The organism is Pseudoalteromonas sp. 68 DY56-GL68 (assembly GCF_041414825.1).
GTDB lineage: Bacteria > Pseudomonadota > Gammaproteobacteria > Enterobacterales > Alteromonadaceae > Pseudoalteromonas.
In genome coordinates, this window is sequence record NZ_JAOCZL010000021.1 from 505258 (window position 1) to 530327 (window position 25070).

The 25070-nt window shown below is 40.7% G+C and carries 28 protein-coding genes; 17 read left to right on the top strand and 11 right to left on the bottom strand.

The features are described 5' to 3' along the window. Positions 1 to 105: 105 nt before the first annotated feature. Positions 106 to 849 (top strand): YciK family oxidoreductase, encoded by a 744-nt coding sequence (locus tag NYF15_RS16705; RefSeq protein WP_062568913.1) that lies wholly within the window; start codon positions 106 to 108, stop codon positions 847 to 849. 73 nt (positions 850 to 922) lie between these two features. Here the strand turns inward: NYF15_RS16705 and rluB are convergent, their stop codons facing one another. From rluB to NYF15_RS16725, 4 genes are all read right to left on the bottom strand, one after another. Further along, positions 923 to 1795, bottom strand: a complete 873-nt coding sequence (gene rluB / locus NYF15_RS16710; RefSeq protein WP_062568912.1) for a 23S rRNA pseudouridine(2605) synthase RluB — start codon at positions 1793 to 1795, stop codon at positions 923 to 925. Next, a complete protein-coding gene (gene scpB, locus NYF15_RS16715; RefSeq protein ID WP_130149725.1) occupies positions 1792 to 2382 on the bottom strand; it encodes an SMC-Scp complex subunit ScpB in 591 nt (196 codons plus the stop codon). The genes rluB and scpB overlap by 4 nt, the downstream gene beginning before the upstream one ends. 127 nt (positions 2383 to 2509) lie before the next feature. After that, positions 2510 to 3034 (bottom strand): EF-hand domain-containing protein, encoded by a 525-nt coding sequence (locus tag NYF15_RS16720; RefSeq protein WP_130149724.1) that lies wholly within the window; start codon positions 3032 to 3034, stop codon positions 2510 to 2512. Positions 3035 to 3239: 205 nt separating this feature from the next. Beyond that, entirely contained in the window at positions 3240 to 3674 is a 435-nt protein-coding gene (locus NYF15_RS16725; protein ID WP_371354175.1) for an exonuclease III, read from the bottom strand. A 249-nt stretch (positions 3675 to 3923) separates the two neighbouring features. Here NYF15_RS16725 and xthA point away from each other — a divergent pair, with 249 nt between their 5' ends. The 3 genes from xthA to NYF15_RS16740 are packed head-to-tail and all read left to right on the top strand — an operon-like array spanning position 3924 to position 6174. Next, the gene (xthA, locus tag NYF15_RS16730) at positions 3924 to 4733 is read left to right on the top strand and encodes an exodeoxyribonuclease III (protein ID WP_062568908.1); all 810 of its coding nucleotides are present in this window, start codon (positions 3924 to 3926) and stop codon (positions 4731 to 4733) included. Beyond that, the gene (locus tag NYF15_RS16735; protein ID WP_130149722.1) at positions 4730 to 5380 is read left to right on the top strand and encodes an energy-coupling factor ABC transporter permease; all 651 of its coding nucleotides are present in this window, start codon (positions 4730 to 4732) and stop codon (positions 5378 to 5380) included. The genes xthA and NYF15_RS16735 overlap by 4 nt, the downstream gene beginning before the upstream one ends. Further along, positions 5377 to 6174: a putative RNA methyltransferase gene (locus NYF15_RS16740; RefSeq protein ID WP_371354176.1), complete on the top strand. Its 798-nt coding sequence runs from the start codon at positions 5377 to 5379 to the stop codon at positions 6172 to 6174. Before NYF15_RS16735 ends, NYF15_RS16740 begins: the two co-directional genes overlap by 4 nt. Here NYF15_RS16740 and yfbV read toward each other — a convergent pair. Continuing rightward, on the bottom strand, positions 6171 to 6617 hold the full coding sequence (gene yfbV, locus NYF15_RS16745; RefSeq protein ID WP_062568905.1) for a terminus macrodomain insulation protein YfbV: 447 nt from the start codon (positions 6615 to 6617) through the stop codon (positions 6171 to 6173). The two genes, NYF15_RS16740 and yfbV, sit on opposite strands and share 4 nt — an antisense overlap. A 290-nt stretch (positions 6618 to 6907) precedes the next feature. On the opposite strand from yfbV, the gene NYF15_RS16750 reads away from it, so the two are divergent. The 7 genes from NYF15_RS16750 (at position 6908) to NYF15_RS16780 (ending at position 13574) form a co-directional block, all read left to right on the top strand. Beyond that, positions 6908 to 8122 (top strand): acetate kinase, encoded by a 1215-nt coding sequence (locus NYF15_RS16750; RefSeq protein ID WP_341804206.1) that lies wholly within the window; start codon positions 6908 to 6910, stop codon positions 8120 to 8122. Between the two features lie 4 nt (positions 8123 to 8126). Further along, positions 8127 to 10283 carry a phosphate acetyltransferase gene (gene pta, locus NYF15_RS16755; RefSeq protein WP_130149711.1) on the top strand — a complete coding sequence of 719 codons (2157 nt, stop codon included), beginning with the start codon at positions 8127 to 8129 and terminating at the stop codon, positions 10281 to 10283. Positions 10284 to 10510: 227 nt separating this feature from the next. Beyond that, complete coding sequence (locus tag NYF15_RS16760) at positions 10511 to 10903, top strand: ACT domain-containing protein (protein ID WP_193988708.1); 393 nt, start codon at positions 10511 to 10513, stop codon at positions 10901 to 10903. 4 nt (positions 10904 to 10907) lie between these two features. Beyond that, a complete protein-coding gene (locus NYF15_RS16765; RefSeq protein ID WP_237118691.1) occupies positions 10908 to 11405 on the top strand; it encodes a PTS glucose transporter subunit IIA in 498 nt (165 codons plus the stop codon). 5 nt (positions 11406 to 11410) lie between these two features. Continuing rightward, positions 11411 to 11755: an ArsC family reductase gene (locus tag NYF15_RS16770; protein ID WP_237118692.1), complete on the top strand. Its 345-nt coding sequence runs from the start codon at positions 11411 to 11413 to the stop codon at positions 11753 to 11755. Continuing rightward, positions 11755 to 12885 carry a succinyl-diaminopimelate desuccinylase gene (gene dapE / locus NYF15_RS16775; protein WP_371354177.1) on the top strand — a complete coding sequence of 377 codons (1131 nt, stop codon included), beginning with the start codon at positions 11755 to 11757 and terminating at the stop codon, positions 12883 to 12885. The genes NYF15_RS16770 and dapE overlap by 1 nt, the downstream gene beginning before the upstream one ends. Beyond that, on the top strand, positions 12882 to 13574 hold the full coding sequence (locus NYF15_RS16780; protein ID WP_371354178.1) for a M15 family metallopeptidase: 693 nt from the start codon (positions 12882 to 12884) through the stop codon (positions 13572 to 13574). Before dapE ends, NYF15_RS16780 begins: the two co-directional genes overlap by 4 nt. On the opposite strand, the gene NYF15_RS16785 is transcribed toward NYF15_RS16780, so the two are convergent. After that, positions 13558 to 14412 (bottom strand): DMT family transporter, encoded by an 855-nt coding sequence (locus tag NYF15_RS16785; RefSeq protein WP_371354179.1) that lies wholly within the window; start codon positions 14410 to 14412, stop codon positions 13558 to 13560. The genes NYF15_RS16780 and NYF15_RS16785 overlap by 17 nt on opposite strands. A gap of 138 nt (positions 14413 to 14550) precedes the next feature. Between NYF15_RS16785 and NYF15_RS16790 the strand changes: the two genes are divergently transcribed. Genes NYF15_RS16790 through NYF15_RS16805 form a run of 4 tightly spaced genes read left to right on the top strand, consistent with a single transcriptional unit; the run spans position 14551 to position 17451 of the window. Next, positions 14551 to 15915 carry an adenine DNA methylase gene (locus NYF15_RS16790; protein WP_237118696.1) on the top strand — a complete coding sequence of 455 codons (1365 nt, stop codon included), beginning with the start codon at positions 14551 to 14553 and terminating at the stop codon, positions 15913 to 15915. Between the two features lie 8 nt (positions 15916 to 15923). Then, on the top strand, positions 15924 to 16349 hold the full coding sequence (locus NYF15_RS16795; protein WP_371354180.1) for a YcfL family protein: 426 nt from the start codon (positions 15924 to 15926) through the stop codon (positions 16347 to 16349). A gap of 10 nt (positions 16350 to 16359) precedes the next feature. Beyond that, positions 16360 to 16971: a penicillin-binding protein activator LpoB gene (lpoB, locus tag NYF15_RS16800; protein WP_237118697.1), complete on the top strand. Its 612-nt coding sequence runs from the start codon at positions 16360 to 16362 to the stop codon at positions 16969 to 16971. Positions 16972 to 16983: 12 nt separating this feature from the next. Then, complete coding sequence (locus NYF15_RS16805; RefSeq protein WP_371354181.1) at positions 16984 to 17451, top strand: glycine zipper 2TM domain-containing protein; 468 nt, start codon at positions 16984 to 16986, stop codon at positions 17449 to 17451. 39 nt (positions 17452 to 17490) lie between these two features. Here NYF15_RS16805 and NYF15_RS16810 read toward each other — a convergent pair whose 3' ends face one another. Further along, entirely contained in the window at positions 17491 to 18708 is a 1218-nt protein-coding gene (locus NYF15_RS16810; RefSeq protein WP_130149701.1) for a pyridoxal phosphate-dependent aminotransferase, read from the bottom strand. Positions 18709 to 18801: 93 nt separating this feature from the next. Further along, complete coding sequence (locus NYF15_RS16815; protein ID WP_237118700.1) at positions 18802 to 19146, bottom strand: Hpt domain-containing protein; 345 nt, start codon at positions 19144 to 19146, stop codon at positions 18802 to 18804. A 121-nt stretch (positions 19147 to 19267) separates the two neighbouring features. Here NYF15_RS16815 and NYF15_RS16820 point away from each other — a divergent pair, with 121 nt between their 5' ends. Together NYF15_RS16820 and NYF15_RS16825 are read left to right on the top strand one after the other, a co-directional pair. Beyond that, on the top strand, positions 19268 to 19867 hold the full coding sequence (locus NYF15_RS16820) for a tRNA-uridine aminocarboxypropyltransferase (RefSeq protein WP_130149699.1): 600 nt from the start codon (positions 19268 to 19270) through the stop codon (positions 19865 to 19867). Further along, complete coding sequence (locus NYF15_RS16825; protein WP_371354182.1) at positions 19867 to 20643, top strand: CLCA_X family protein; 777 nt, start codon at positions 19867 to 19869, stop codon at positions 20641 to 20643. Before NYF15_RS16820 ends, NYF15_RS16825 begins: the two co-directional genes overlap by 1 nt. Here NYF15_RS16825 and NYF15_RS16830 read toward each other — a convergent pair. From NYF15_RS16830 to apbC, 3 genes are all read right to left on the bottom strand, one after another. After that, positions 20609 to 23104 carry an EAL domain-containing protein gene (locus NYF15_RS16830; RefSeq protein WP_371354183.1) on the bottom strand — a complete coding sequence of 832 codons (2496 nt, stop codon included), beginning with the start codon at positions 23102 to 23104 and terminating at the stop codon, positions 20609 to 20611. The genes NYF15_RS16825 and NYF15_RS16830 overlap by 35 nt on opposite strands. A 128-nt stretch (positions 23105 to 23232) precedes the next feature. Further along, the gene (gene dcd, locus NYF15_RS16835) at positions 23233 to 23820 is read right to left on the bottom strand and encodes a dCTP deaminase (RefSeq protein WP_130149696.1); all 588 of its coding nucleotides are present in this window, start codon (positions 23818 to 23820) and stop codon (positions 23233 to 23235) included. Positions 23821 to 23823: 3 nt separating this feature from the next. Continuing rightward, entirely contained in the window at positions 23824 to 24900 is a 1077-nt protein-coding gene (gene apbC, locus NYF15_RS16840; RefSeq protein WP_371354184.1) for an iron-sulfur cluster carrier protein ApbC, read from the bottom strand. Positions 24901 to 25070: the final 170 nt, after the last annotated feature.

Genomic DNA, 25070 nt, shown 5'->3' on the forward strand with positions numbered 1-25070 from the left:
AGTTAACGTAAAGTTTTAATTTTCGCCACCTTAATTTGCAATAAATTCGATAACTTGGCTTTTTGCTATGGTAAAATACGAAAAAATTTAACCGATGGTACTTTTATGCACAATTACAAAGCCGCAGAAAACGCGCTAAAAGACAAAGTTATTTTAATTACTGGTGCTGGTGATGGCATTGGTCGCGTAGCAGCCTTAACCTATGCAAAACATGGTGCTACGATCATTTTACTTGGTAAAACAACCAGCAAACTAGAAGCTGTTTACGATGAAATCGTTAATGCAGGTGGCCCTCAGCCAGCGATTGTTCCTATGGATCTTAAAGGTGCAACGAAGCAAAACTATCGTGACCTTGCTGCGACAATCGAACAGCAATTCGGCAAACTTGATGGCTTAGTAAACAATGCAGGTATTTTAGGTTCGCTTGGCCCGCTTGAGCACTTCTGTGTGTCAACATTTGAAAACATCATGAAGGTTAATGTTACTGCACAGGCACTTATCACTAAGTACATGTTCCCTATTTTAAGAAAATCGCCTAGCGCATCGGTTATTTTTACCTCTTCAGGTGTAGGTCGCCAAGGTCGCGAGTTTTGGGGTGCGTATGCTATTTCAAAGTTTGCAGTAGAAGGCATGATGCAGACGTGGGCTTGTGAAGTAGAAAAAACAAACATTCGCATTAACTGCATCAACCCAGGTGCAACACGTACATCTATGCGTGCATCAGCCTATCCAGGAGAGGATAAAGATAAGTTAGCAACCCCTGAGGATCTTATGCCTACCTACCTTTACCTAATGAGTGATGATTCAAAAGATATCAATGGTCAATCTTTAGATGCGCAACAAAAATAAGTTCAGTGCTGTTGATGTATGATTTACCAATAAAAAACCTTACTCGCGAGTAAGGTTTTTTATTCGCGAGTATTTAACGACGCTTAGGCTGCTTAACGCGTTGATTATGCTTTTTAACCGCTTTACGTATTTGGTTTATCTTGGCTCGTTTTTCTTTACGCTTTTCAGGTATAACTGATAACTTTGTTTGCGTTTCACGACCCAATTGAACAGTTTTACGTAAATAGTTAACTGTATCCAGATCAAGCTCTGCCCAACCACCTTGAGGCAAGCGTTTATCAAGCTCTAACTTACCGTAACGAATACGAATAAGACGAGATACTTCCACATCTTGTGATTGCCACAAACGGCGAACTTCGCGGTTACGCCCCTCGGTTAAGGTCACATTGAACCAACGATTTATTCCTTCACCACCTAATGGTTTAATATTTAAAAATTTTGCAGGTCCATCATCCAGTTCAACGCCTTTGGTTAAGTTACGTAAAGTCTCATTCGTTACTTCACCAAATACCCGTGCAGAATATTCTCGCTCAACTTCATAGCTTGGATGCATAAGGCGATTAGCAAGCTCACCATCATTGGTAAACAGCATTAATCCAGCGGTATTAATATCCAGTCGACCTACTGCAATCCAACGCTCACCGTCTACTTTAGGAAGACGATCGAACACAGTACGACGACCTTCAGGATCTTTACGAGTACATAACTCGCCTTCAGGCTTGTTATACATAAGCACACGACAAATCCGATCAGCTTTATCTTCAACTTTTACTACGTGTCCATCAACACGAATTACATCAGTTGCTTCAACACGATCGCCCAAACGGGCCACTTTGCCATTTACACTTACTCGATTTGCATCGATGTATTTTTCCATCTCACGGCGTGAGCCCACGCCAGCACGGGCCAATACTTTTTGTAACTTTTCAGTTTCTACATTACTCATTCAGATAGTTCTCTCACAGAAGGATCACTCAAAAGCTGGTTAATTTTACTTTCCTGTAGTTCAGGTAACGGTGGTAATTCATCTAAACCAGCTAATGAAAAATAGTCTAAGAAAGCGGATGTTGTAGCATACAAAGCCGGACGTCCTGGCACTTCTTTGTGGCCTACAACCCTTATCCACTCTCTTTCTAATAAGGTTTTAATAATCCCTGAGCCAACAGTAACACCTCGTACTTGTTCAATTTCACCACGCGTAATGGGCTGTCTGTAGGCAATAAGGGATAATGTTTCTAATAGTGCTCTTGAGTATTTAGGTGCGCGCTCTTGCCAAAGATTTGCAAGCCACGGAGCTAAGCTTGCGCAGGCTTGAAATCGATAACCACTGCCAACTTCAACTAATTTTATGCCGCGTGTTTGATAATGAATTTGAATATCTTCAATTGCATTATTAATGCGTGGCATAGAAACGCTTAAATCAGCCAATACTGTCTCTTTCAAATGACGTTTAGATAAAGGTTTACCTGCTACAAAAATCGCGGCTTCTATGATTTCGACTAACTGTTCATCACTAATACGTTTTGTGGCCATCGTTACTATAGGTCATTTAAATCACTAACGCTCTATTATGACAGAAGTCTTGCTAGGTTGGAAAAATTATTACAAAAAAAGCCAGTGTAATACACTGGCTACAAACAATGTTTATATTTGAGCTAAGTTACGAGCTCTTTTTAACCATGTCTAATGCGTCATCCTCAGCAACGTCACTACCATGCTCAGTGATATAGTTGATAAATTCATTACGGCTTACGCGCTTATCTTTATCACTGTCCATATAACCAAAGTGGTTGGCAATATCGTCATCGTCGGCTTCTTCAATCGAAATATAACCATTTTTATCGTTATCTAACGATTTAAAATCATTTTCGATCGGGTCAAATTTAGCGATTTCAGCTTTAAACGCCGACTCAGAAACCTCACTATCCTCAGCAACCTTACCGGTATTAAGCTGCATATAAGCATTAAACTCAGTTGGACTGATTTGTTCATCCATGTTGGTATCGATATTTGAAAAATGCGCCCAAATTGCATCATCATCGGCCTCTGTTTTAGAAATGTAACCATCGTTATCATTATCTAAACTGCCAAAATCGCTGTCTATTTTTGCTAAAGAGTTGCTTGCAGAGCATGCTGATAGACTTAGAGCTGCTAAAATTGTTGATGCTAAAGTTAACTTGTTCATAAGACATTTCCTTGTAGTCGATTAGATTCACTTTGACTAATACAAGTTGGATGCCAAAACATCTTGCCAGCTAAAATCAAGCACTTAGAGAGCAGTTAAGTTAAGGTTAAGCCTATGATTCAGCAAGCTTTTCATGGGGTACTGTAATTTTTTCATAAAAAAAGCGCTCCAAAGAGCGCTTTTTACAACTTATTTAATATAGCTATTAGATAGCCGCGTTTTGGTAACGCTTAACGAACTCTGTTACTGCTTCGCCATTACATTTTAAGGTATTTAAGTTACCAATCTTTTCACGTACAGGTGTTAAACCTTGTTTAAGTGCTGTAATACAAAGCTGAGTTTCTTTTTGCTGATTCTTAGCAAACACTTCAACTGACACTATAGAAGCCGCCTTTTGTGATTGTGCTTTTTTAGCAATGTCGCGAATGTCGACACCATTACACTCAATACTTTTAGAAAAGCGCGACATCGCAATACCATGCTTTGTCGCTTCTTTACGTGCAGCGGTAAACCCTTCGTTCGCACTCAAACTGCATAACTTCGATTCAATACGATTATCAGCTGAGAAATACTGTGGATTGCTTGCCAATGAGCCAAATGAGATACATGCAAGAGAAAGCATCACTAATTGTTTTTTCATGGTTTACCTTTTAAGTGTACATAATTTGAACGGTTTAATTTGCGCGCATTATATAAACAAAAAAGAACAAATCAATTAAATATATTATTTAATATTTTAATTAATATCGAGTTAACAATGCGTTTAACTAAACCCCCCAATTGATCAACATTTAAACAGTGCATTTTTCTTTCTTTGCTCATGAATAGCACCACATTTGATGGTAGAATTACGTTACTTCCTTTAAAGAAAAATAAACTAAGGTGCATGATGAAGGTTATCTCGTTCAACATTAATGGACTTCGCGCTCGCTTACATCAACTACAAGCGGTGATAGATAAACATCAACCAGATATCATTGGCTTACAAGAAATCAAAGTTCATGATGAAGCTTTCCCACTCGAAGATGTGCAAAAAATGGGTTATCACGTTTATTTTCACGGTCAAAAAGCCCATTACGGCGTGGCAATGTTATGTAAACAAGAACCTAAATCGGTAGTGAAAGGCTTTGCAACTGATACTGACGAGTCACAACGTCGTATGATCAGCGTGACTGTAACCCAACAGAATGGCCGTGACTTAACTGTTATGAACGGTTACTTCCCACAGGGCGATAATATTGCTCACGAAATTAAATTCCCTTATAAACGTCAGTTCTATAAAGATTTAATGACTCACTTAGAAGTCAATCACACCCCTGAAGAAGATGTTATTGTAATGGGCGATATTAATATTTCACCAACTGATCTCGACATTGGTATTGGTGAGCCAAACCGTAAACGCTGGTTAAAAACAGGTAAGTGTTCTTTCCAACCAGAAGAGCGTGAATGGTTAAGTACATTATTAAACTGGGGCTTTAAAGATACCTTCCGTGAACTTTACCCTGAAAAAGTTGAACAATACTCGTGGTTTGATTACCGCTCAAAAGGTTTTGATGACAACCGAGGCCTACGTATCGATGTAATTTTAGCAACTCCAGCCCTTGCTGAGCGTTGTGTTGAGTCTGGTATCGATTACGAATTACGTGGTATCGAAAAACCTTCTGATCATGCGCCAATTTGGTCAACATTTAACGCATGATAGACACACTGCAATGGCAGCTCCCTTTGTGGAGCTGTGTGGCTCTAATACTTTGGCTCAGCTTTGATAAACAAAGCGCATCACAATTATTGGCAACGCCAATAAGACAAGTTGGTGTGCTCGCATGTGCTTTAGTACTTGCGGTACTGTGGCGCATTAAAGCGGGGATATTGCCAGGCCTTGAATTGCATATTTTAGGGGTTACTGCTGTGACCCTGATTTTAGGTTGGCGATTGGCCATTTTTGCAAGTGCCCTTGCAAGTTTACTGTTGGTATTAGTTGCTCAGTTGCCTATGGCTTTATTGCCGGTGCATTTATTGTTTACTGCTTTTTTACCAATTACGTTGAGCTATTTGTGTTTTGTGCTTTGTTATACCTACTTACCAAGACATTTTTTTATCTATATCTTTTTATGCGCGTTTTTAACCGCCGCTGTTATCGCCTGTATTAAAATACTTACCAGCGGTGTGTTTTATTACTTGCTGGGTGATTACAGTTTTATTGAGATTTCAGAAAACTACCTCATTCTATGCGCGATAATTTGGTTTCCTGAAGCAATGCTCAATGGTATGGCTATTACCTTAATGATCACCTATCGCCCTCACTGGGTTAAAACCTTTTATGATAAGGACTATTTAGACTCATGAGTCTTCACTATCACTGCCCGCTTTGCAAACTTGAGCTTACACTCACGGATAAAACATACCGTTGTGACAATAACCACAGCTTTGATATCGCCAAAGAGGGTTATGTCAATTTACTTCCCGTGCAAAATAAAAAGTCGAAACAACCGGGCGATAACCTTGAAATGGTGCAAGCGCGACGCGAGTTTTTAAATGCGGGGCATTATGGTTTTTTACAGCAAGCTTTAGCTGAACTCGTGGCATCACTGACACCAAATTCAGTGATTGATTTAGGCTGTGGTGAAGGCTTCTATACCCAAGCCATTGCAGCGCAATCGAGTGCCGAAGTGCATGGTGTTGATATTTCGAAACCTGCGGTAAAATACGCCGCTAAGCGGTATGAAAATGCGCATTTTAGTGTCGCGTCAATTAGCCAAGCCCCTTTTGCAGATGCGCAGGCTGATGTGCTTGTTAGTGTGTTTGCCCCTTTATTTGCACAAGAACTTGCCCGCCTTGCAAAACCTCATGCGAGCTTAATTGTTGCAAGCCCTGGCCCTTGGCACCTTAAAGAATTAAAAGCATTTATTTATGCTGATGTAAAACCGCATACAGAAATAGAACCACCAGCTGGCTTCAGCAAAGAATCGACAACATTATTAGAGAAACAGGTGCTGTTGTCTGTCGAAGAGATTAAACATCTAATTATGATGACACCGTTTGCCTGGAAGTTTCGCCCAGAGCATTGGCAGCAAATAGAGCAACAAGGCCCACAAAAAGTAACGTTATCGTTTTATGTGAGCCAGTTTATTCGCGATTAGAAATGTTCTTTTGTGAAGGCTTTATCCATTTTTTCGAACATATCTTTTAATAGTTGAGCTAAATCTGAATAGCGTGGTTTTTCAGTCGTTAATTGTGACTGATAACCATGTGCTTTCATTTTACTGTGCAGCTCGGTGTACCAACTTAGCATCGCTGGCTCTAATCGGGTTTCTGCACGGCGGCCTAACCACAATAAACCTTGAAACGGTAGTGACAAAAAGAATAGCGCGATAGTAATTGCTTGCGGGAAATAATCACTACCTAAATAGTTAACTTGCATAAAAACAGTCAGCATAGCCAAAATTGGCATCACTGTAATTGCCAGATCTGTGGCTTTGATCACTCTAAATTCAGCAAACATGGGGGCGAGCTCTTGTCGCATTGGCCATTTTTTAGCGTATTGACGACCTGTTTGCACTTGTGACATGACACTCTTTTGCATCATCACTCCTAGGGTTTTCATCTTGTTTCACAACCGAGTGTAACACACTCCCGGATACAATCCCTGCAAAACCTGTCCTAGTTTTAATACCAAATTAATGTTAATCGGACTAACGTTTAAAGTCTAAATGAGATAAAATGTTATCGGCTTAAGTCAACCAGACTTTAGTATAATTACAGCCTAGCTTTGTTAAGTGTAGCAACAAAATACTTATTTACTATACTGGCAAAGAATTCTAATTATCAAGCCTTAATATACACTGACTGATATCGTACTTTTAGGACCTAGCTATGCCCAAGCCCCTTTGCTCACCACAACATGTTTTAGTACTGAACTGTGGTAGTTCAAGTTTAAAATTTGCCATTTTAGATGCCGCTACTTCTGACGAAGTTATTTCAGGTTTAGCTGAGCGCCTTGGCTCAGACACACCTTCAATTAAATATAAATATAATGGCGAAAAAAAGCTGATTGAACTTGCAAAAGGTCAAGCCCATGATGCAGCAATTGCAGAACTCGTGAAGCTTGTGAATGACTTGGGCCTTGCAGATAATTTAATTGCTGTCGGTCACCGAGTTGTGCACGGTGGTGAGCATTTCACTGAATCTGTTCTTATTGACGATGATGTACTTACAGCTATCGAAAAAACAGCTGCACTTGCACCACTTCATAACCCAGCCAACTTATTGGGCATTCGCACTGCGCAGCAAGCGTTCTCAACGTTGCCGCAAATTGCTGTATTTGATACGGCGTTTCACCAAAGCATGCCAAATATTGCGTACTTATACGCCTTACCTTACTCGCTTTATAAAGAGCATGGCGTAAGACGTTATGGTTTCCATGGTACAAGCCATTATTATGTTGCTGGTGAAGCTGCGAAATTATTGGGTAAAGAGCGCGAGCAAACCAATGTGATCAGTGCGCATTTAGGTAATGGTTGTTCGGTATGTGCGATTAAAGATGGTAAGAGCGTTGATACCAGTATGGGCCTTACACCGCTTGAAGGCTTAGTGATGGGTACCCGCAGTGGTAGCATCGACCCGGGTTTATTTACCTTCTTAACTCAGCAACTTAATTATTCAGTGCAAGAAATTGATGACTTACTTAATAAGCAAAGTGGCCTGTTAGGCATTAGTGAATTATCAAATGACTGTCGCACTATCGAAGAAGCCGCTGTTGAAGGTCACCCGCAAGCAAACCTTGCTCTCGATATTTTCTGCTACCGCTTAGCAAAACAAATTGCTGCATTCTTAGTGCCTCTACAACGCCTTGATGCGCTTATTTTTACCGGTGGCATCGGTGAAAACTCAGATATCATTCGTAACAAAGTAATCACCCAATTAGGCTTTTTAGGCCTTGAGTGTGATGAAGCTGCAAACTTAGCTGCGCGCTTTGGTAAAGAAGGCTTAATCTCAAAAGACCAAGCGCATGCTAAAGCGTTTGTGATCCCGACCAACGAAGAATGGGTTATTGCTAACGATGCAGCCCGCATTGCAAAGGAGGGTTAAGTAAATGGCACGTAGAATTATGTTGATCCCTATTTCGACAGGGGTTGGTTTAACATCTGTTTCTGTTGGTTTAGTGCGTGCGCTTGAGCAAAAAGCGCTTAAAGTTAACTTTTTCAAACCTATTGCGCAGCCGCGCTCTGGCGATACAGGCCCCGAGAAATCAACGCAAATTGTTACCCATGGCTCGCCAATTAATCCACCTACGCCATTCGATCTTGGCTATGCTGAACAAATGATTGGTGACGGTAAAGGCGACGACTTACTTGAAGAAATCGTAGAGCGCTTTGAAAACACCATCAAAGAAGACGAAATTGCTATTATCGAAGGTATGGTGCCAACACGTCGTCAGCCTTATGCAGGCCGTGTAAACCGTGAGATCGCGCAAACACTGGGTGCTGATATTGTTTTTGTTCTAACACCAAGTAACGATAGCAATGACCAAATTGAAGACCGTTTAGAAATTGCTGCTGGTAACTATGGCGGTGTTAATCATCCTCGCGTGTTAGGCTGTATTTTCAATAAAGTTAATGCACCTCTAGATGACGAAGGTCGTGCCCGTGCTGATCTTGTTGAGGCCCATGAGCCTGAACAACTTGAAAACGAATTAAACCGTTTAGCATCACTGCCAATTTTCAGAAAGCACCCATTTAAGTTATTAGGGTCAATCCCATGGGATTTCGACCTCGTTGCACCGCGTGTGCGTGATTTATGTGAATACTTAAAGGCCGAAGTTATTAACGAAGGCGACATGGCTCACCGTCGTTTGCGCCGCGTGACTTTCTGTGCCCGTACCGTGTCGAATATTTTAAGCCACTTTACTCCTGGTGCATTACTGGTAACTCCGGGCGATCGCTCTGATGTATTAGTTGCCGCTTGTTTATCTGCTATGAATGGTACAAAAATTGGGGCTATTTTATTAACCGGTGGGTTTAAGCCTGAAGATCGCATCATGAAATTATGTGAACAAGCTATGGATACGGGCCTGCCAATTCTTGCAACAAAAGAAGATACGTGGCGCACGTCATTATTACTGCATAATTTCAATATGGAAGTACCCTGTGATGATGATCAACGTATCGATAAAGTAAAAGATCACAACGCCAGTCACATTGATTCAGACTGGTTAGACAGCCTTGCGCAAAGTGTTGGTCGTACTCGTAAAATGTCTCCGCCAGCGTTCCGTTATTTATTAACCGATAAAGCCCGTCAAGCAAATAAAACAGTTGTTTTACCAGAAGGTAATGAGCCGCGCACGATTAAAGCTGCGGCAATTTGTGGTCAACGTGGTATTGCAAAAACAATTTTACTTGGTGACAAAGAAGAAATTTTACGTATTGCTGAGCAGCAAGGTGTTGAGCTTAACGATAACGTAACTATTGTTGAGCCAGCTGATGTTATCAACGATTACGTTGCACCTATGGTCGAAATCCGTAAAAACAAAGGCTTAACTGAAGTGGTTGCCCAAGAACAACTGCTTGATAACGTTGTACTCGGCACCATGATGCTAGAACAAGGTAAAGTAGATGGCTTGGTGTCAGGTGCTGTTAACACCACAGCGAATACGATTCGCCCACCGCTACAGTTAATTAAAACAGCACCGGGCTCGTCGTTAGTATCATCAGTGTTCTTTATGCTGTTACCTGACCAGGTTTTAGTTTACGGTGACTGTGCTATCAACCCTGATCCAACGGCAGAGCAACTGGCCGATATCGCGATCCAGTCAGCTGATTCAGCGGCTGCGTTTGGTATTGAACCTCGTGTTGCAATGATCAGCTACAGTACGGGTACTTCGGGTTCAGGTGCAGATGTAGAAAAAGTGCGCGAAGCCACTAAACTTGCCCAGCAAAAACGCCCTGACTTAGTAATTGACGGCCCACTTCAATACGACGCCGCTATTATGGAAAACGTAGCAATCAAAAAAGCACCTGACAGCCCAGTTGCAGGTAAAGCAACAGTGTTTGTATTCCCTGATTTAAATACCGGTAATACAACCTATAAAGCTGTTCAACGTAGTGCCGATTTAATTAGTATTGGCCCAATGCTGCAAGGTATGCGTAAGCCGGTAAATGACTTGAGCCGTGGTGCATTAGTAGACGATATCGTTTACACCATTGCCCTTACAGCGATTCAAGCTAAGCAAGTTGAAAGCATAGAAAACTAACCCATCAAAAATTAGGCTAATTTATAAAATCGTTATAAATTAGCCTATTACCTTCTTTATACTGACCTATTCCCATATTTATCCACAGATTCTGTGGACAAGATTAATGAAAAACTAAATGGCGTGATCCCATGGTTTCTAATTGCATTTAATCTCTTGTTGATAGCTCGTATTTTTAAGTGATTTGGGTATACTATTAATTATCGGCTTCATAGATAGGATCACAGATGTCAAAGCAAACGCTGCAACTTCATAGTACAGAGCTCACAATTCATAGCCTTGATGTCGATGCCACTATCCCTCCTGCATTGCTCAAAGAAAGCATATTTTTTATTGCAAAGACCGCTGATGAATTATCTATCGTCTGCCCTAGCAGCTTTACTATTGATAGCCTAGATGCTGAAACCGACTGGCAAGCACTGGAAGTCATTGGCCCGCTAGGCTTTTCACTAACAGGTATAATGGCTAATATTTCTGGTGTACTTGCTAAAGCATCTATCTCTATTTTCGCGCTTTCAACTTATGATACAGATTATGTTTTAGTTAAAAAACACAGCATTGAAAAAGCAATTTCGGCACTGAAAAAAGATGGTTATCATGTGTTAGGAAGTACTAAATAGTCTTATGAATAAAGAAGTAACCTATCAGAGTCAACGCTCCTTGCGTAAAAACCAAGTGATGGCTATAAAAAGCCCATTCACAGGCCGAGTTAAACCTATAAGCGAACACCCTGAGGCTTTTTTTAGATTTTCGACTCTTGGGCCAAGTATCAGCGTTGAATTAACCAGCCATAATATAGTCGCTCCCTTTGATGGCACCCTACTGCAAGTAAAAAATGCCGGAAAAGAATATATATTACAGGCAAAAAATGGGCTGAAAATATTAATCAATTTACATTTTTCATCCTTGAGCGAACATATCAACCACACAAGAATTGCCAAGCTAAATGACAGCAAGATAAGCCAAGGCGAACGGCTCGCTTATTTCGATTTACGTGAGCTTTCATCACCTATGATTGCCACATTATGCGTCCTTAACAGCCAGCAGCTTGGTCCTTTATATTACTCTCTATCTCAGGTTAGTGCTGGGATAGATACATTACTCACTGTGACAAAAAAGTAGATTTTATGACTATCATGTACGGTATCAGCAATTGCGATACAATTAAAAAAGCGAAAAAATTTTTATCTGATAACAATCAAGCGTTCACTTTCCATGACTACCGTAAAGACGGTATCACTGCTGAGCTTATTAATGAATTTGCACAGCACATTGATTGGCAAGATTTAGTAAATAAACGCGGCACAACATACCGTCAGTTATCTGATGAACAAAAACAAAATTTAGATAAAGAATCTGCATTAGCATTACTTGTGGAACAACCTGCGATGATCAAGCGGCCTGTACTAGTCCATAACGGCAAGTATCATTTAGGTTTTAAAGCAGCTCAATACGATGAGATTTTTGCCTAATGACTCACCCTGTTATTGAACTTGCTCAAGCGCTTATCCAGCGTGAATCAGTGACGCCTGAAGATGCCGGTTGCCAAGCGTTAATGAACGAGCGCCTTGAAAAGCTGGGCTTTAATATTGAGTCGCTGTTTTTCACTGACACATTAAATACTTGGGCACGTAAAGGTAAAGAATCACCACACTTTTGTTTTGCAGGTCACACAGATGTTGTACCCACAGGCCCAGCAAAAAATTGGCAGCACCCGCCTTTTTCGGCACTGGTAAAAGACGGCATGCTACATGGTCGCGGCGCAGCCGATATGAAAGGCTCTTTAGCCGCTATGGTTATTGCCACTGAACGATTTGTGGCTAAGCACCCAGACCATAAAGGCTCGATTTCATTTTTAATTACGTCTGATGAAGAAGGCCCCTTTATTAACGGCACGACGCGTGTAATCGACACCCTTGAAGCACGTGGAGAAAAAATTGATTTGTGCCTTGTAGGAGAACCCTCTTCACGAGATGTGCTTGGCGATGTGGTAAAAAATGGTCGTCGCGGTTCATTAACTGGCTTTTTAACCGTTAAAGGTGTACAAGGCCATGTTGCTTACCCGCACCTAGCGCAAAACCCGATTCACTTAGCAGCTCCTGCGTTAACTGAGCTGAGTCAAACCGAGTGGGATCAGGGGAATGAGTTTTTTCCTGCAACGAGCTTTCAGGTTTCAAATATTAATGGCGGAACAGGTGCTGGTAATGTGATCCCTGGTGAGCTTGAAATTCAATTTAACTTCCGCTTTAGCACTGAAGTTACTCATCAGCAACTTCAGCAACGAGTGATTGATATTGTTGAAAAGCATAACCTTAATTACGAACTCAATTGGATAGTGAATGGACTCCCGTTTTTAACCGATCACGGTCCACTGGTTGATGCAACAGTAAGCGCTATTAAACAGGTAACTGGGCGCGACACAGCGCTTGAAACCACAGGTGGAACATCTGACGGCCGCTTTATTGCGCAAACGGGCGCCAAAGTCATTGAGCTTGGCCCGCGTAACGAAACGATTCATAAAGTGGATGAATGTGTCAGTACAGATGATTTAATTCAACTTGCAGATATCTACGAAGCAATTTTAGAGCAACTACTAACATGAACCAGGCTGAATTAGCACTTTGTGCAACAGGATCAAGTAGTTCACATTTAGTCGAGCTACAAAAACATCGTTTGCATGTTGATATTGTTGATGATTTTTTAGCGCTACAACAGGCAGCTAAAAAAGTAGGTATTGAACTTACGATTGCCTCAAGCTTTCGCGATTTTCAGCGTCAAAGTGCTATTTGGAATGCGAAATTTCAGGGTTTGCGTCCTGTTTATACTCTTGATCAAAAAGCCTTGGACTTACAGAGTCTTAGTGATACACAAAAGTGCCATGCAATCATGCTTTATTCAGCTCTACCTGGAGCAAGCAGACACCATTTTGGCACTGATCTCGATATTTACGACGCAAATGCGATTAATGATGACTACCAACTTCAGCTTACACCTGATGAATACGCGTGTGATGGCCCATTTGCTGAGCTTAACGACTGGCTTGATCAGAATCTCGAGCACTATGGTTTTTATCGCCCTTATCAAGAATATAAAGGAGGTGTTGCACCAGAACCTTGGCATATTAGTCACATTACACAATCCCAAGTGATGATGCAGTACTTATCCTTAAACATATTAAAAGAAAGAATTACAAACAGCGAAATTACAGGTAAACATGCGGTGCTAGAAAACCTCAGCAACCTGTATGAGCGCTTCGTAACAAATATTAACCAACCTAAACGTGTTTCTTAGTAAGTAAAAACACCAATACAGCGCCTAGAATAAGGGCGCTTGCTACCACTAATTGCAATGTAATTTGTTCGTTTAAAAAAAACATTCCTGCAACAATGGCAAGTACAGGCACAGTCAATTGCACAACAGCAGCTTGACTACTTTTTAGCTTTGGTAGGGCTAAATACCAAATACTATAACCCACACCAGACGCAAGGGCTCCAGACGCAACTGCAAGCGCGATACCGCTGAAAGAGATAGAGGGCCATTGAAAAAAAGCAGCAAAAATAAGCGCGGGTACAAAAATAAGGCTTCTTAAGAAGTTAAACGTTGTGGCTTGTAAAGGAGCGCGACATTGTTTACCACGAATACTATATACTCCCCATGCCACACCACTTAATGTCATAAGGATAGCAGGTAATAAAGAAGGGACCGCTGCTGAGGGTAACATTAAGTAAATGAATCCAGCGAATGCAACAATTAAAGCAAACCACTGCAATAATGATAAGCGCTCTTTATTGAAAATACTGTAGCCTATCATCGTCAGCTGTACTGCCGAAAACAAAATAAGCGCCCCTGTTCCTGTATTAAGTTCAACATAAGCAACTGAAAAGCAAACGGCATAGATAAATAAGCTCATTGCACTTAAGTTATTTCCTTTATCGACAGGCTCGTCGCTTGTCACTCTTTTTACTTGCCAACTAAAAAGTAAGAGTAGCATGATGGCACCACTAAATAGCCTAATTGCTGTAAAGCTCCAAGGGTCAATGTCCCCGCTATGCAATGCCATTCGACACAATAATGAGTTTGCAGCAAAGGCACTAAGTGCTAAAAATGTATATAAGATAGTGGCAAACAAAATTCAGTTATCCTTATTATTTTTATCCGTATAACAGACCTGCTTTATCGTCTATAACTTACGATTTTTTACATAATTTATCATAAAAGGTTAAGGCGCATATGCTAATCTGATTACAGTGTTTAAAAGGAGTGCTCAGTGCGTCGATGTTTGTTTATAGGAGCTGTAAGCTTTTTATCAGGTTGCAGCACCATAGGTATTACTGATCTATTCCAAGATTATGCAACGCAGCTCAAGCCTGTACGACAAGCTGTGAGGCAAAATAATATTAGTAATGCTAAGCAATTATTACCTAGTACGAGTTCATCGCACAGCAATTACTTACTGAATCAGTTAGAAAGTGCGCGACTGGATTTTTTAGCCCAACAAAATGAAACATCGAATGAAACATTCGAGACAATTTACAAACGCGTAGAAGATAAGCGTCAAGCAGCTAAATTACAGATTAGCGCAGGGTTAGAGCAAAGTAACTCACTTTTGACAAATGATACCGTTATAAACTATCAGCCCGCAGCCTATGAGATGACTATGCTGCACAGCTATAAAGCGCTCAGCTATGTGTTTAATTCGCAACTGGAATCGGCACTTGTAGAAGTAAGACGAGCAAATAAAGTACAAGAGGACGCACTAAAGGAAAACCAAGCCATTGTTGATGAACAAGCAAAAAAAGCTGCGCAGGGTTATCCGAGTATGGATGCATTAATTGGTAATGTAAAAAATGGCTTTCAAAATGCCTTTACTTTCTACTTATCAGCAGTGCTTTATGAGGCAAATAAGCAATTTGATGATGCTTATATTGATTACAAAAAGGCATTAGAAATAAATCCCGATAATCAGTATCTTCAACAAGATGTTTTGCGACTGGCTAAACAACAAGGGTTTGCTCAAGAGTATGAGCGTTTCAGCCAACAATATGGTGAGCTAAGTGTTACAGATAAGAACCACGGACAGGTCGTTATTATTGCAGAGCAAGGCCTCATTGCCCAAAAACATGCTTTCAATTTAAGGCTGCCTATTTACACCTCACGAGGTGATGCGCGATTTTATAGTTTAGCACTGCCTATTTATGCAGATATGCCCTTCTCGGTAACTGAAAACACAGTGCAGCTAGAAAACAAAAGCTTGGAGCTGAAACCGATAGTTCGTCTTGAAGCGTTAGCAGCTAAAACACTTGAAGATCAAAGCGCTGGTCGTATATCGCGTCAAGTATTACGACTAATTGCGAAAGAAAAAATGCGCGCTGAACTTGCAAGAAGTGGCGGAGATGTCGGCAATATTTTAGCAAATATTTACAACCTTGCCTCCGAGCAAGCTGATACCCGCAGTTGGTCAACTCTTCCAAGTCAACTAAGTATCGCTCGAACACGTTTAGCTTCAGGTTCACATACTTTGAAAATCAAAGGGCATAACGACCTTGATTTTACTGTTAGTAAGCAAGGGTTAACCTTCGTCTTTCTAACGTCTATTAATAACTATTTAGACTCTCATGTAGTCCAACTCTAGGAGCAATGATGAAACACTTACTGCCACTTTTAATGATTTTGCTTGTTGCGGCATGCTCCCCACGCCCAACCACATCTGGTATCGGTGTTGAGCAAACAGGCCAACAGTATAATCAGCAATTAATCGTCGATAACCCTGAATTAGGAAAGAAACTTGCTATAACAGACGTTAAAACCAGACAAACAAATGGCCTAACTGATGTTGTGGTAACACTGGCTAGTCAGTACAAAAAGTCACAATATCTACAATACCAATTTACTTGGTACGACGCTGATGGGTTTATAATTAAAGGTAACCACTCGCCATGGCAAGCCATAAAACTATTTGGTTTTGCTAAAACACAATTACCGGGCTTAGCCCCGACAGCAAATGCTGTCACCTTCTCGCTTGCCGTGCGTGAAGTGTCAACAGAAGCACAAGAATTTGAAGATTAAGGATACTACTATGAAATTAATTTCAGTTAAGTCGGCTGCAGCCGTTGCAATAACAAGCGCTTTGTTGCTTTCTGGTTGCGCTAATAAAGCGGTCGTTAGCTATGGCGACGCACAAGCGGTTGAAACAGTTGATGTCAATTTTGGTTCAACAGACTTACAAAAAGTGGCGAGCCAAATGACTGATTCATTGCTTGCCTCGCCTGTGGTTGGCACGCTTACAGCAAATAGCCGCCCTATCGTCTTTGTTGAACGTATTAAAAACAAAACCAGTGAACATATTGATACAGAATCCATTACCGATTCCATCTCTACACAATTACTACGCAGTGGTAAGTTTCGTTTTGTTGATATGACCCGCGTTGAAGCTGTTCGTGAACAACTCAACTTCCAGAACGTTGACCCATTAGTCAACCCAAATACTGCAATCGCGTTTGGCCAGCAAGTGGGCGCACAATACATGCTATATGGCAACCTATCGAGCATCGTAAAGTCAAATGCAGATAAGTCTGATGTTTATTACAAATTCACAATGCGCTTAATGGATTTAAAAAGCGGTTTAATTGAATGGGCAGATGAAACTGAAATTCGTAAAACCCGAGAGAAATCGACTTTTGGCTGGTAGCCAGGAGGATATATGAAATACCTTATTAGTTTACTAACTGCGTGCTTATTACTAAGCGCGCCAAGTTACGCCGACTATCAACGCAACAAAGCGGTTCCTGTGCAGCAAGTGTTATTTGGTTCTGTTCAGTCAGTGCGTAATATCACCGAGCAAGAGCTAGTGAATGATAAAACCAATGGCTGGAAAACATTTGGCGGAGCACTTATCGGTGGAGTGGTCGGCAATCAATTTGGCGGCGGTAGTGGCCGTACAGTAGCGACTATTTTGGGCTCAATGATTGGTGGCTCTATCGCTCACAATCAACAGCAATCGAGTCGTTATGTTCAATACCAACTGGTTGAATTGATGATCCAAGTAGAAAATGGTGAACAATTTATGGTTGTACAAGATAAAGACAGCAGAATGCTCTTTGATAGAGGAGATAAGGTCCGCTTAGTCTACCTATCTGACAATACGGTGCGTGTTGATAAAGCATATTGATTGGTAAAGAAATCAAAAAGCGAGCCGAAGCTCGCTTTTTTAACTTTGCCTGTAGTCTGCAAAAAAACGCTGCATTTTACTCATTGCTTGTGTTAAATCATCTTTGTTAGGTAAAAACACCAATCTAAAATGATCAGGATCTGGCCAATTAAAAGCGCGGCCATGCACTAATAAGATTTTCTCAGCTTTGAGTAAATCTAAAATCATGCGTTCATCGTTTTTGATATTAAAGTGTGCCGTATCCACTTTCGCGAATGCATAGAGCGCCCCTTTTGGCTTTTTACAGCTAATACCATCAATAGCATTTAAACCACGCCATGCTATATCACGTTGCACATATAATCGTCCACCTGGGTTTATCAGGTTATCAATTGATTGTACCCCACCTAAGGCTTGTTGAATTGCATATTGTGCAGGCACATTGGCACATAAGCGCATAGATGCCAACATATCAAGACCACGGCTCAAATCTTCCATCATACTGGTGCGGCCGCTTAATACCATCCAACCCATACGAAGCCCCGCAGCACGGTATGTTTTAGCCAAACCATTAAATGTAATGATGGGAACATCATCACACAGCGCTCCAATAGAGCTATGGGTAACACCATCGTACAAAATTTTCTCGTAAATTTCGTCGCTCAATAACAGTAGCTTATGCTCACGAGCGATATTGATAAGCTCCAGTAAAAGATCGTCGCTGTATACGGCCCCTGTTGGGTTATTTGGATTAATTAACACCAATGCCTTTGTTTTTGACGTAATCTTACTTTTTATATCCGCAATATCAGGAAACCAATCTTGCTCTTCATCACAAAGATAATGCACAGGGTTGCCCCCTGCTAACTTAACTGATGCCGTCCATAGCGGATAATCCGGTGCCGGAATAAGCACTTCGTCGTCATTATCAAGTAATGCTTGCGTGGTCATTTGAATCAATTCGCTGACCCCATTGCCGATATAAATATTATCGACATCAAGATTAAACAAACCGCGTTGCTGATAGTGTTGATAAACAGCCACACGGGCTGAGTAGAGGCCTTTAGAGTCACAGTAGCCTTGGGCCGAATACAAATTACGGATGATGTCTTTATGCATATCCTCAGGCATATCAAAGCCAAAGGCAGCAGGGTTGCCAATGTTAAGCTTTAATACTTTTTGCCCTTCTTCTTCCATTTTTCGAGCTTGTGCAAGCACAGGCCCACGTATGTCATAACAGACACCGTTTAGTTTGTGACTCTTTTTTATTTGTGACATGGTTACCTCTACTAATTAATCTTTAGACTAACCTAGTAAAGGGCAACCATGCTAGTGGATTTTTGAGGTTATAACTGAAATAAATTCAAGTTTTTAGCGAGCAGCAAACCAAGCTTGTAATTTTTCTTGTGAGCCTTCAACTTGCGCTTGTAAGTTTTGTGAATTTGCTTTTGCTTTGCTCACTTGCCCCTCATTGAGATCATGCTCTATTTCACGGGCAAGTTCTGATAAACTCATAGCGCCAAATTGAGCAGCATTAGATTTTAAGCTATGTGCATGACGTGCCGCTGATTCGTTATCAACATCAATACAAGCGAGTGCCTCATTGCTCAGCCTCTGAAACTCACTGCAGCAAAAGGTCAAGGTGTCGGCAAATTGATCACCTAAAAGCGATTCCATACCTTCAAGTGCACTTTCGTCTATTGTGATCGTCGTCATCTTTTTCCCTTAATTAAAAACATAATCCTCTCTAGTCGCAACTTTAGTTGCTTACATCAAAAAAGCAAACTACTTCTTACTGATGTATACTAGGCAAAATTAGTAATTTACCTAAGTTTATATGGCTAGAGAACTCTGCCCACATTGTGGCTTTTCGATAAGAACATGTCTATGCGATGCGATAAACATAATTAATAATAAACTAAAAATCATTATATTACGTCATCCAAGTGAAGAAAAAGTCACTAAAAACACAGCGAGACTTTTGCTACTAGGGCTGAATAACTGTGAAATTATCCAAGGTGAGTCTGAGAATGATTTCTCTATACTGGCCAGTCTCCCTAAAACAACAACAGCCGTTTTATACCCAAGTGATGACTCTTTAAAGCTTGATGATTCAAGTCAAGCAATGCACGACTTTAAAAGCTCATTGACTCATTTAATCGTGATTGACGGGACATGGAAAAAAGCATTTAAAATATTAAAACTCACCCCAACCCTAGAGACATTTAAAGCTGTCAGCTTCAACCGCTTACCTGCTAATAAGTACACAATACGTAAGGCACCTCGCGCTGATAGCTTATCAACTTTAGAAGCCGTAGCACACAGCTTGGCTTTAATTGAAAACTGTGATGTATCACCTTTATATCAACTACTTAACACACTTATAGATAAACAAACTCAACATATGCCAGAACATGTAAAGGCACGTTACTTGTAATGCGAGTGTCTAAACGATTGAGTGCGGGCTTTTCCCGTCATGGCCCTAATTATCGATTTGATGATCAAGTCGACTTTGATGAAATTCGTGATACCTTTGGTTTTCGAACCATGGTTGTGGGTAACTGGGTTAACAAACAAGAGCGATTGTTAGCAGCTAACCTCATCTATGACGCACTTGCAGACCTTGCGCAAATTCTGCAATTACCGCCAGAAGCGATTGGACTGCGCAAAAAACTAAATTTTGCATTTGGTCATGGTGGTCAAAAAGGCGTACAAGCTCACTATAATGCTCATAGTCAAACTCTCGCTCTTGCTAAAAATGCAGGTGGTGGAGCACTCGCCCATGAGTGGTTTCATGCATTTGACCACCATATTTGTCAGCACATGTTTCCACAACGGCAAAGCATGCAGTTTTGCTCTGCTCTATGGTTGCAACAAACACCAGACTTATCTCATCAGTTAAATCGCTACTTAGATCAATTTTTCCATCATATTTTTTTAGATATTGATGGAAAAAATCCAAATGACTATGTAAACCAATCCATCAAGTTTGATAAAGCGATGCAGCAAATGTATATGAGCATGCCTGAAGAGCTAGCAGCACGTTGTTTTGAAAAATGTATTTCAACACATTCTAGGATAACTAACACCTTCTTAGTCAGTGGCTTGAATGATAGTGGTTTAATATACCCAAGTGATACGCATACAATACAATGTACTGAGATGATGCAGTTGTACTTTAATCAACTAGGTGCGCTTTTACATCGAGGCTGATATCGATTGATTTGAAATTTTGGATCCAACTCACATAGTCATCTGCAGACATTGGCTTTGCAAAATAATATCCCTGACCAACTTGGCAGCCATAACTTTTTAAAATAGCCAAACTCTGTTCATCCTCAATCCCTTCAGCAACCACCTCCGCACCAAGTGTCGTTGCAATATCGCACGTTGCTTTACAGATACTTTTATCGTTATTAGAAAACTGCAAATTAAGTACAAACTGCTTATCTATTTTCACTTCATCAAAGCCTAGTTGGCTTAAATATGCCAAAGAAGAATAACCAGTACCAAAATCATCAATAGCCAATTTAACACCGATGAGTCTGTAGTCATTAAGTAATACTTTAATTTTTTTACTTTCTTCCAAAGTGGCAGATTCAGTCAGCTCGAGCATCACACTGCTTGGCTCAACACCTTGCTCATTCAACTTAGTGATAAATAACACTGGTAAATCTTTATTGAGCAGGTCCTTCGCTGATATATTAATAGAGATAACATGATTTGGGATGTGCTTAGTAAATATTGCTTGCCATTCAATTCCTCGTGTTACCACCCACTCAGTTAACTGATTAATAACCCCAGATGATTCAGCAATAGGAATAAACACTTCTGGACTAATCGCTCCTAAAGCGGGATGCTGCCAACGCAGTAACGCTTCACAACCAACAACATTCCCCGTTTTTAAGCAAACTTGTGGTTGAAAATGCAGTGCAAGTTGGTCTTCCTCAATAGCACTCTTTAATGAGGCTGCAATGAGCAAACGCTGCTCAGACAAACGCGCACTCTCTAAGTCGAACATTCGCCAACGCTCCCCCCGCACCTGCTTTTCACTCATAGCTTGAATAGCACATTGCAGGATTTGTTTGGCGGTATTGCCATGCATTGGATAGTACGCAACACCAATATCAACCGAATCAACTAACTTAATATTATTATGCGAAATCCCCTCTTCAAACACCCCATGTATAACACAAGCAAACTGTTCAATGTGGCTGAGCTCAAGCTCCCCTAAAATGACACACGCGAAAATACTGTCATCGATCCGCGCAATCCACACACCTTCTTCCGAGCGCGTTTCTAATTTTAGGGCGTTAATTGACTGAAGCTGTTGAGTGAGGGCATTAAGCGTCGTATTTATACACTGGTTAGCATGGTCGTAACCAAATGTTGCTCGTGCATTGGTTAACACATGTGGTCTAAACAACATGATTGCAAAATGCTGCTTTTGTGAAACTTTTTTAACCATTTCATCGAGTAACAGTTGCTTGTTAGGTAATTGAGTATCAGCATCATGGGTGAGACTATAGTTAAATGACGCTATGCGATGTCTGTCTTTAAGCAATAAAACCGTACAAATTGACAGTGAACTGATCAACAACACAACATCTTGTATTATATGTTTTCCAACACCAAAGCCATTCCAAATAAGTAAGCTCACAACCTGACATGAAAGTATTATCAGCATACATTGACGCAGCAAGCTCGGATGGTTTTTCTGCTTGTGTAATATAACTGCCGTCGCAACCGACAACACAATAAAGCAGCTACAGCTGACAATATAAACCCAGCTTAAATTAAATGCAGGTAAAAATGATGTCATCAATGCAATAGCAAAAAACATAGCTATTGCCACTAACCATGTCTGATTCAGACCATTGCGGCTGTTTTTTATACTCAAAAATTCGTATAAAAAATAACTTACAAAGCCAAGGGAAAACTCATGAAAAGGCCACTTAGCAGACCAATCAAGACCTGCAACAAGATAGCCGCTTAAGCCGTTATCAATTAAAAAACTAATACTAACTAAAGTAAAATACATCCCTAGAAATAAGTACTTCACCCGTTTAGATACAACATAGTAGACAAGACAAACAAATATACTAATAAGTAGTACACCAATAATTGCACCGTAACTCAGTATTGTTTTATGTAAGTTAATTTCAAACCGTTCGGAATTTACGACCCCTAATTGTAAGTTCATGTCCCTATCGTGTTGAAAGTTTACCAATGCCCAACGGTTTTCAGGCCTATGCTCAATAAGCCAGTGGGGCCTTATATTTGATAAACTTGGTAAGGGGATTAACCGCGCATCATTTTTCGCTGTTGAGGCACTGTCTAAAATATAAAACTTCTTCCACATTAAATTAGGTTCAGCTAGATACGCAACATAAGTTTGCGCATGTGGTAGTTGATGTAAATCGATTACCATCCAATATGATTGGTTGGCTTTAATACGAAGAGTATCGGTATTGTTCGCGGGTAATTTTCTTTGTGTAATCAGCTTTTCATCAAGTTTATCTGCCAAAACACTCAGTGGCTGATTTGACTGAAACAACCACACAGGCAGTTGAGAGGAAAAACTTGAGAAGGATAAAACACACAGCAAGATAGCACATATCGCACAAGCTAGTTGTTTATAAAACCTGACTACGCGCATGTTATATGAATGCATCTTAGCTCCGTGCCACCAAACATAGATAAAAGTATGGGATCTAAGCGCTTAAATTGCCAATTTTATAGGAACTAATTATACAAATGAGGAGGGATTTGCGGCGGTCAAATAAACCACCGCATTAGACTTTACTTGCTATCGTCACTAATACGACTTGCTACAGCTGAGTTTTGATCTTTATATTTTGCATCTTTACGCGTGTTATATGGGTTCTCAGAAGGACTCGTCATTGTTTCAAAACTCATCGCCCCTATCTTCATCATTGGACGCAGTGCAAGTGGTAATTTACCAGAATTATAAAACTCGAGCACAATATTGCCAGACCAACCAGGATCAATACGGTGTGCTGTCACGTGCACCATCAAGCCAAGTCGCGCCAAAGATGAACGCCCATCAAGCCAACCAACAATATCAGCAGGTAGAGTCACTTTTTCGTAAGTAATTGCGAGTGCTAGTTCACCTGGGTGTAGGAAAAAAGCTTCATCCTCATTCAACACGATCTCATCACTCATTATTGATTCCATCGCTTTATTTAGCTGATCTTTTGGTCCACTCAAGTCGACATAGGCAGCGGTGTGATCCTGAAAAACACGAAACTTATTACCCAAGCGTAAATCGACTGTGACTCCTGAAATCATTTCCTTACTTGGCGAGGGCTCAATAACAATACGGCCATCATTAATGTATTGTTGAATATGGGTATCTGATAATCTCATTTATTAATCATCCGTTATAACAATCTCAACAGCGCTTTTCGCCTGCTGGTAATATAAACTGCTCGCGAGAACGCGTGCCGCTGTTTTGTATGTTTCGCTAATAGTTTCTGCGTTATTTTGCGCAATCAAGTGACCTTGCTCAGAGCTTTCACGAATTTCTGTCGCTAATGGAATTGTCGCAAGTACAGGCACCCCATGACGATGAGCTAAAGTAACTGCACCATCTTTACCAAACACATGGTTCGGCTGTCCACAGTGACCACACAAAAAGTAACTCATATTTTCGATGAGACCCAATACAGGCACATTTACTTTATTAAACATTGCGATACCTTTTTGTGCATCTGCTAATGCTAAATCTTGAGGTGTTGTGATGATCACAGTGCCGCTGGCTGGCACTTTTTGGCTCATAGTCAATTGAATATCGCCAGTGCCCGGGGGCATATCGACAATTAAATAATCTAGCTCTCCCCAATCGGTTTCATTTAACAACTGGTTAAGCGCCCCCGAAGCCATGGGGCCACGCCATACGGTCGCATCATCACTCGGAACTAAAAAACCTATTGATTGAGCTTTGAGGTTATGTGCTTCAAAAGGCAGTAGATGTTTATTGTCTGCTGTTTTTGGCTCAGCGCCCTGCAAACCAAGTAACAGTGGAATAGATGGGCCATATATATCAGCATCCAATATCCCCACATTAGCGCCTTCTTGCTGAAGTGCCGCTGCTAAATTGACCGCAGTCGTCGATTTACCAACTCCACCTTTACCGGAAGCTACGAGTATAATATGTTTAATCTGCTTAAACTTACTCGCTTCTGAGAGTTTAACTTGGGCTTCAATAGTTACCTCACAAGCCAACTTTTGGTTAATGAATGATTCAATATCATGAATTTCACCCAGCCCTGCAAAAGGTAAAACAAGCTTAACATGCCAACTTTTGTCATCATTTTGCTGGATATCTTTCACCCAGCTTTGTTCTATACCTATCGCAAAAGCACTACTTCGATAAGCAGCTAATGCCTCAAGCATAGGTGCTTTTTCAGTCGATTTTCCAGAGAATATTTTTGACAGTCCAAACATAGCAATAAAATAGCGTTTCTTTGATGAAAAGTGCCACGGAATTATGTAACATTCAAAGCATTAAAACCAGACAATTAATAAATATCATCTGCGTGTTAGGCCTTAGCTGACAAATAGGTGGTTAAAATATGATAATCGCGTATTTTAAAGGCGGTTATCCTCAATTCGGA

Bases quoted from the DNA above. Each gene is read 5' to 3' on its own strand.
- NYF15_RS16795 (WP_371354180.1), top strand. From the start codon at position 15,924: ATGAAACACTTACTGCCACTTTTAATGATTTTGCTTGTTGCGGCATGC.
- yfbV (WP_062568905.1), bottom strand. From the start codon at position 6,617: ATGCAAAAGAGTGTCATGTCACAAGTGCAAACAGGTCGTCAATACGCT.
- scpB (WP_130149725.1), bottom strand. From the start codon at position 2,382: ATGGCCACAAAACGTATTAGTGATGAACAGTTAGTCGAAATCATAGAA.
- NYF15_RS16740 (WP_371354176.1), top strand. From the start codon at position 5,377: ATGAGTCTTCACTATCACTGCCCGCTTTGCAAACTTGAGCTTACACTC.
- apbC (WP_371354184.1), bottom strand. From the start codon at position 24,900: ATGTTTGGACTGTCAAAAATATTCTCTGGAAAATCGACTGAAAAAGCA.
- NYF15_RS16705 (WP_062568913.1), top strand. From the start codon at position 106: ATGCACAATTACAAAGCCGCAGAAAACGCGCTAAAAGACAAAGTTATT.
- dcd (WP_130149696.1), bottom strand. From the start codon at position 23,820: ATGAGATTATCAGATACCCATATTCAACAATACATTAATGATGGCCGT.
- NYF15_RS16750 (WP_341804206.1), top strand. From the start codon at position 6,908: ATGCCCAAGCCCCTTTGCTCACCACAACATGTTTTAGTACTGAACTGT.
- NYF15_RS16805 (WP_371354181.1), top strand. From the start codon at position 16,984: ATGAAATACCTTATTAGTTTACTAACTGCGTGCTTATTACTAAGCGCG.
- NYF15_RS16720 (WP_130149724.1), bottom strand. From the start codon at position 3,034: ATGAACAAGTTAACTTTAGCATCAACAATTTTAGCAGCTCTAAGTCTA.
- lpoB (WP_237118697.1), top strand. From the start codon at position 16,360: ATGAAATTAATTTCAGTTAAGTCGGCTGCAGCCGTTGCAATAACAAGC.
- NYF15_RS16815 (WP_237118700.1), bottom strand. From the start codon at position 19,146: ATGACGACGATCACAATAGACGAAAGTGCACTTGAAGGTATGGAATCG.
- NYF15_RS16770 (WP_237118692.1), top strand. From the start codon at position 11,411: ATGACTATCATGTACGGTATCAGCAATTGCGATACAATTAAAAAAGCG.
- NYF15_RS16760 (WP_193988708.1), top strand. From the start codon at position 10,511: ATGTCAAAGCAAACGCTGCAACTTCATAGTACAGAGCTCACAATTCAT.
- NYF15_RS16780 (WP_371354178.1), top strand. From the start codon at position 12,882: ATGAACCAGGCTGAATTAGCACTTTGTGCAACAGGATCAAGTAGTTCA.
- NYF15_RS16825 (WP_371354182.1), top strand. From the start codon at position 19,867: ATGCGAGTGTCTAAACGATTGAGTGCGGGCTTTTCCCGTCATGGCCCT.
- xthA (WP_062568908.1), top strand. From the start codon at position 3,924: ATGAAGGTTATCTCGTTCAACATTAATGGACTTCGCGCTCGCTTACAT.
- NYF15_RS16765 (WP_237118691.1), top strand. From the start codon at position 10,908: ATGAATAAAGAAGTAACCTATCAGAGTCAACGCTCCTTGCGTAAAAAC.
- NYF15_RS16725 (WP_371354175.1), bottom strand. From the start codon at position 3,674: ATGAAAAAACAATTAGTGATGCTTTCTCTTGCATGTATCTCATTTGGC.
- NYF15_RS16735 (WP_130149722.1), top strand. From the start codon at position 4,730: ATGATAGACACACTGCAATGGCAGCTCCCTTTGTGGAGCTGTGTGGCT.
- NYF15_RS16830 (WP_371354183.1), bottom strand. From the start codon at position 23,104: ATGCATTCATATAACATGCGCGTAGTCAGGTTTTATAAACAACTAGCT.
- rluB (WP_062568912.1), bottom strand. From the start codon at position 1,795: ATGAGTAATGTAGAAACTGAAAAGTTACAAAAAGTATTGGCCCGTGCT.
- NYF15_RS16810 (WP_130149701.1), bottom strand. From the start codon at position 18,708: ATGTCACAAATAAAAAAGAGTCACAAACTAAACGGTGTCTGTTATGAC.
- NYF15_RS16820 (WP_130149699.1), top strand. From the start codon at position 19,268: ATGGCTAGAGAACTCTGCCCACATTGTGGCTTTTCGATAAGAACATGT.
- pta (WP_130149711.1), top strand. From the start codon at position 8,127: ATGGCACGTAGAATTATGTTGATCCCTATTTCGACAGGGGTTGGTTTA.
- dapE (WP_371354177.1), top strand. From the start codon at position 11,755: ATGACTCACCCTGTTATTGAACTTGCTCAAGCGCTTATCCAGCGTGAA.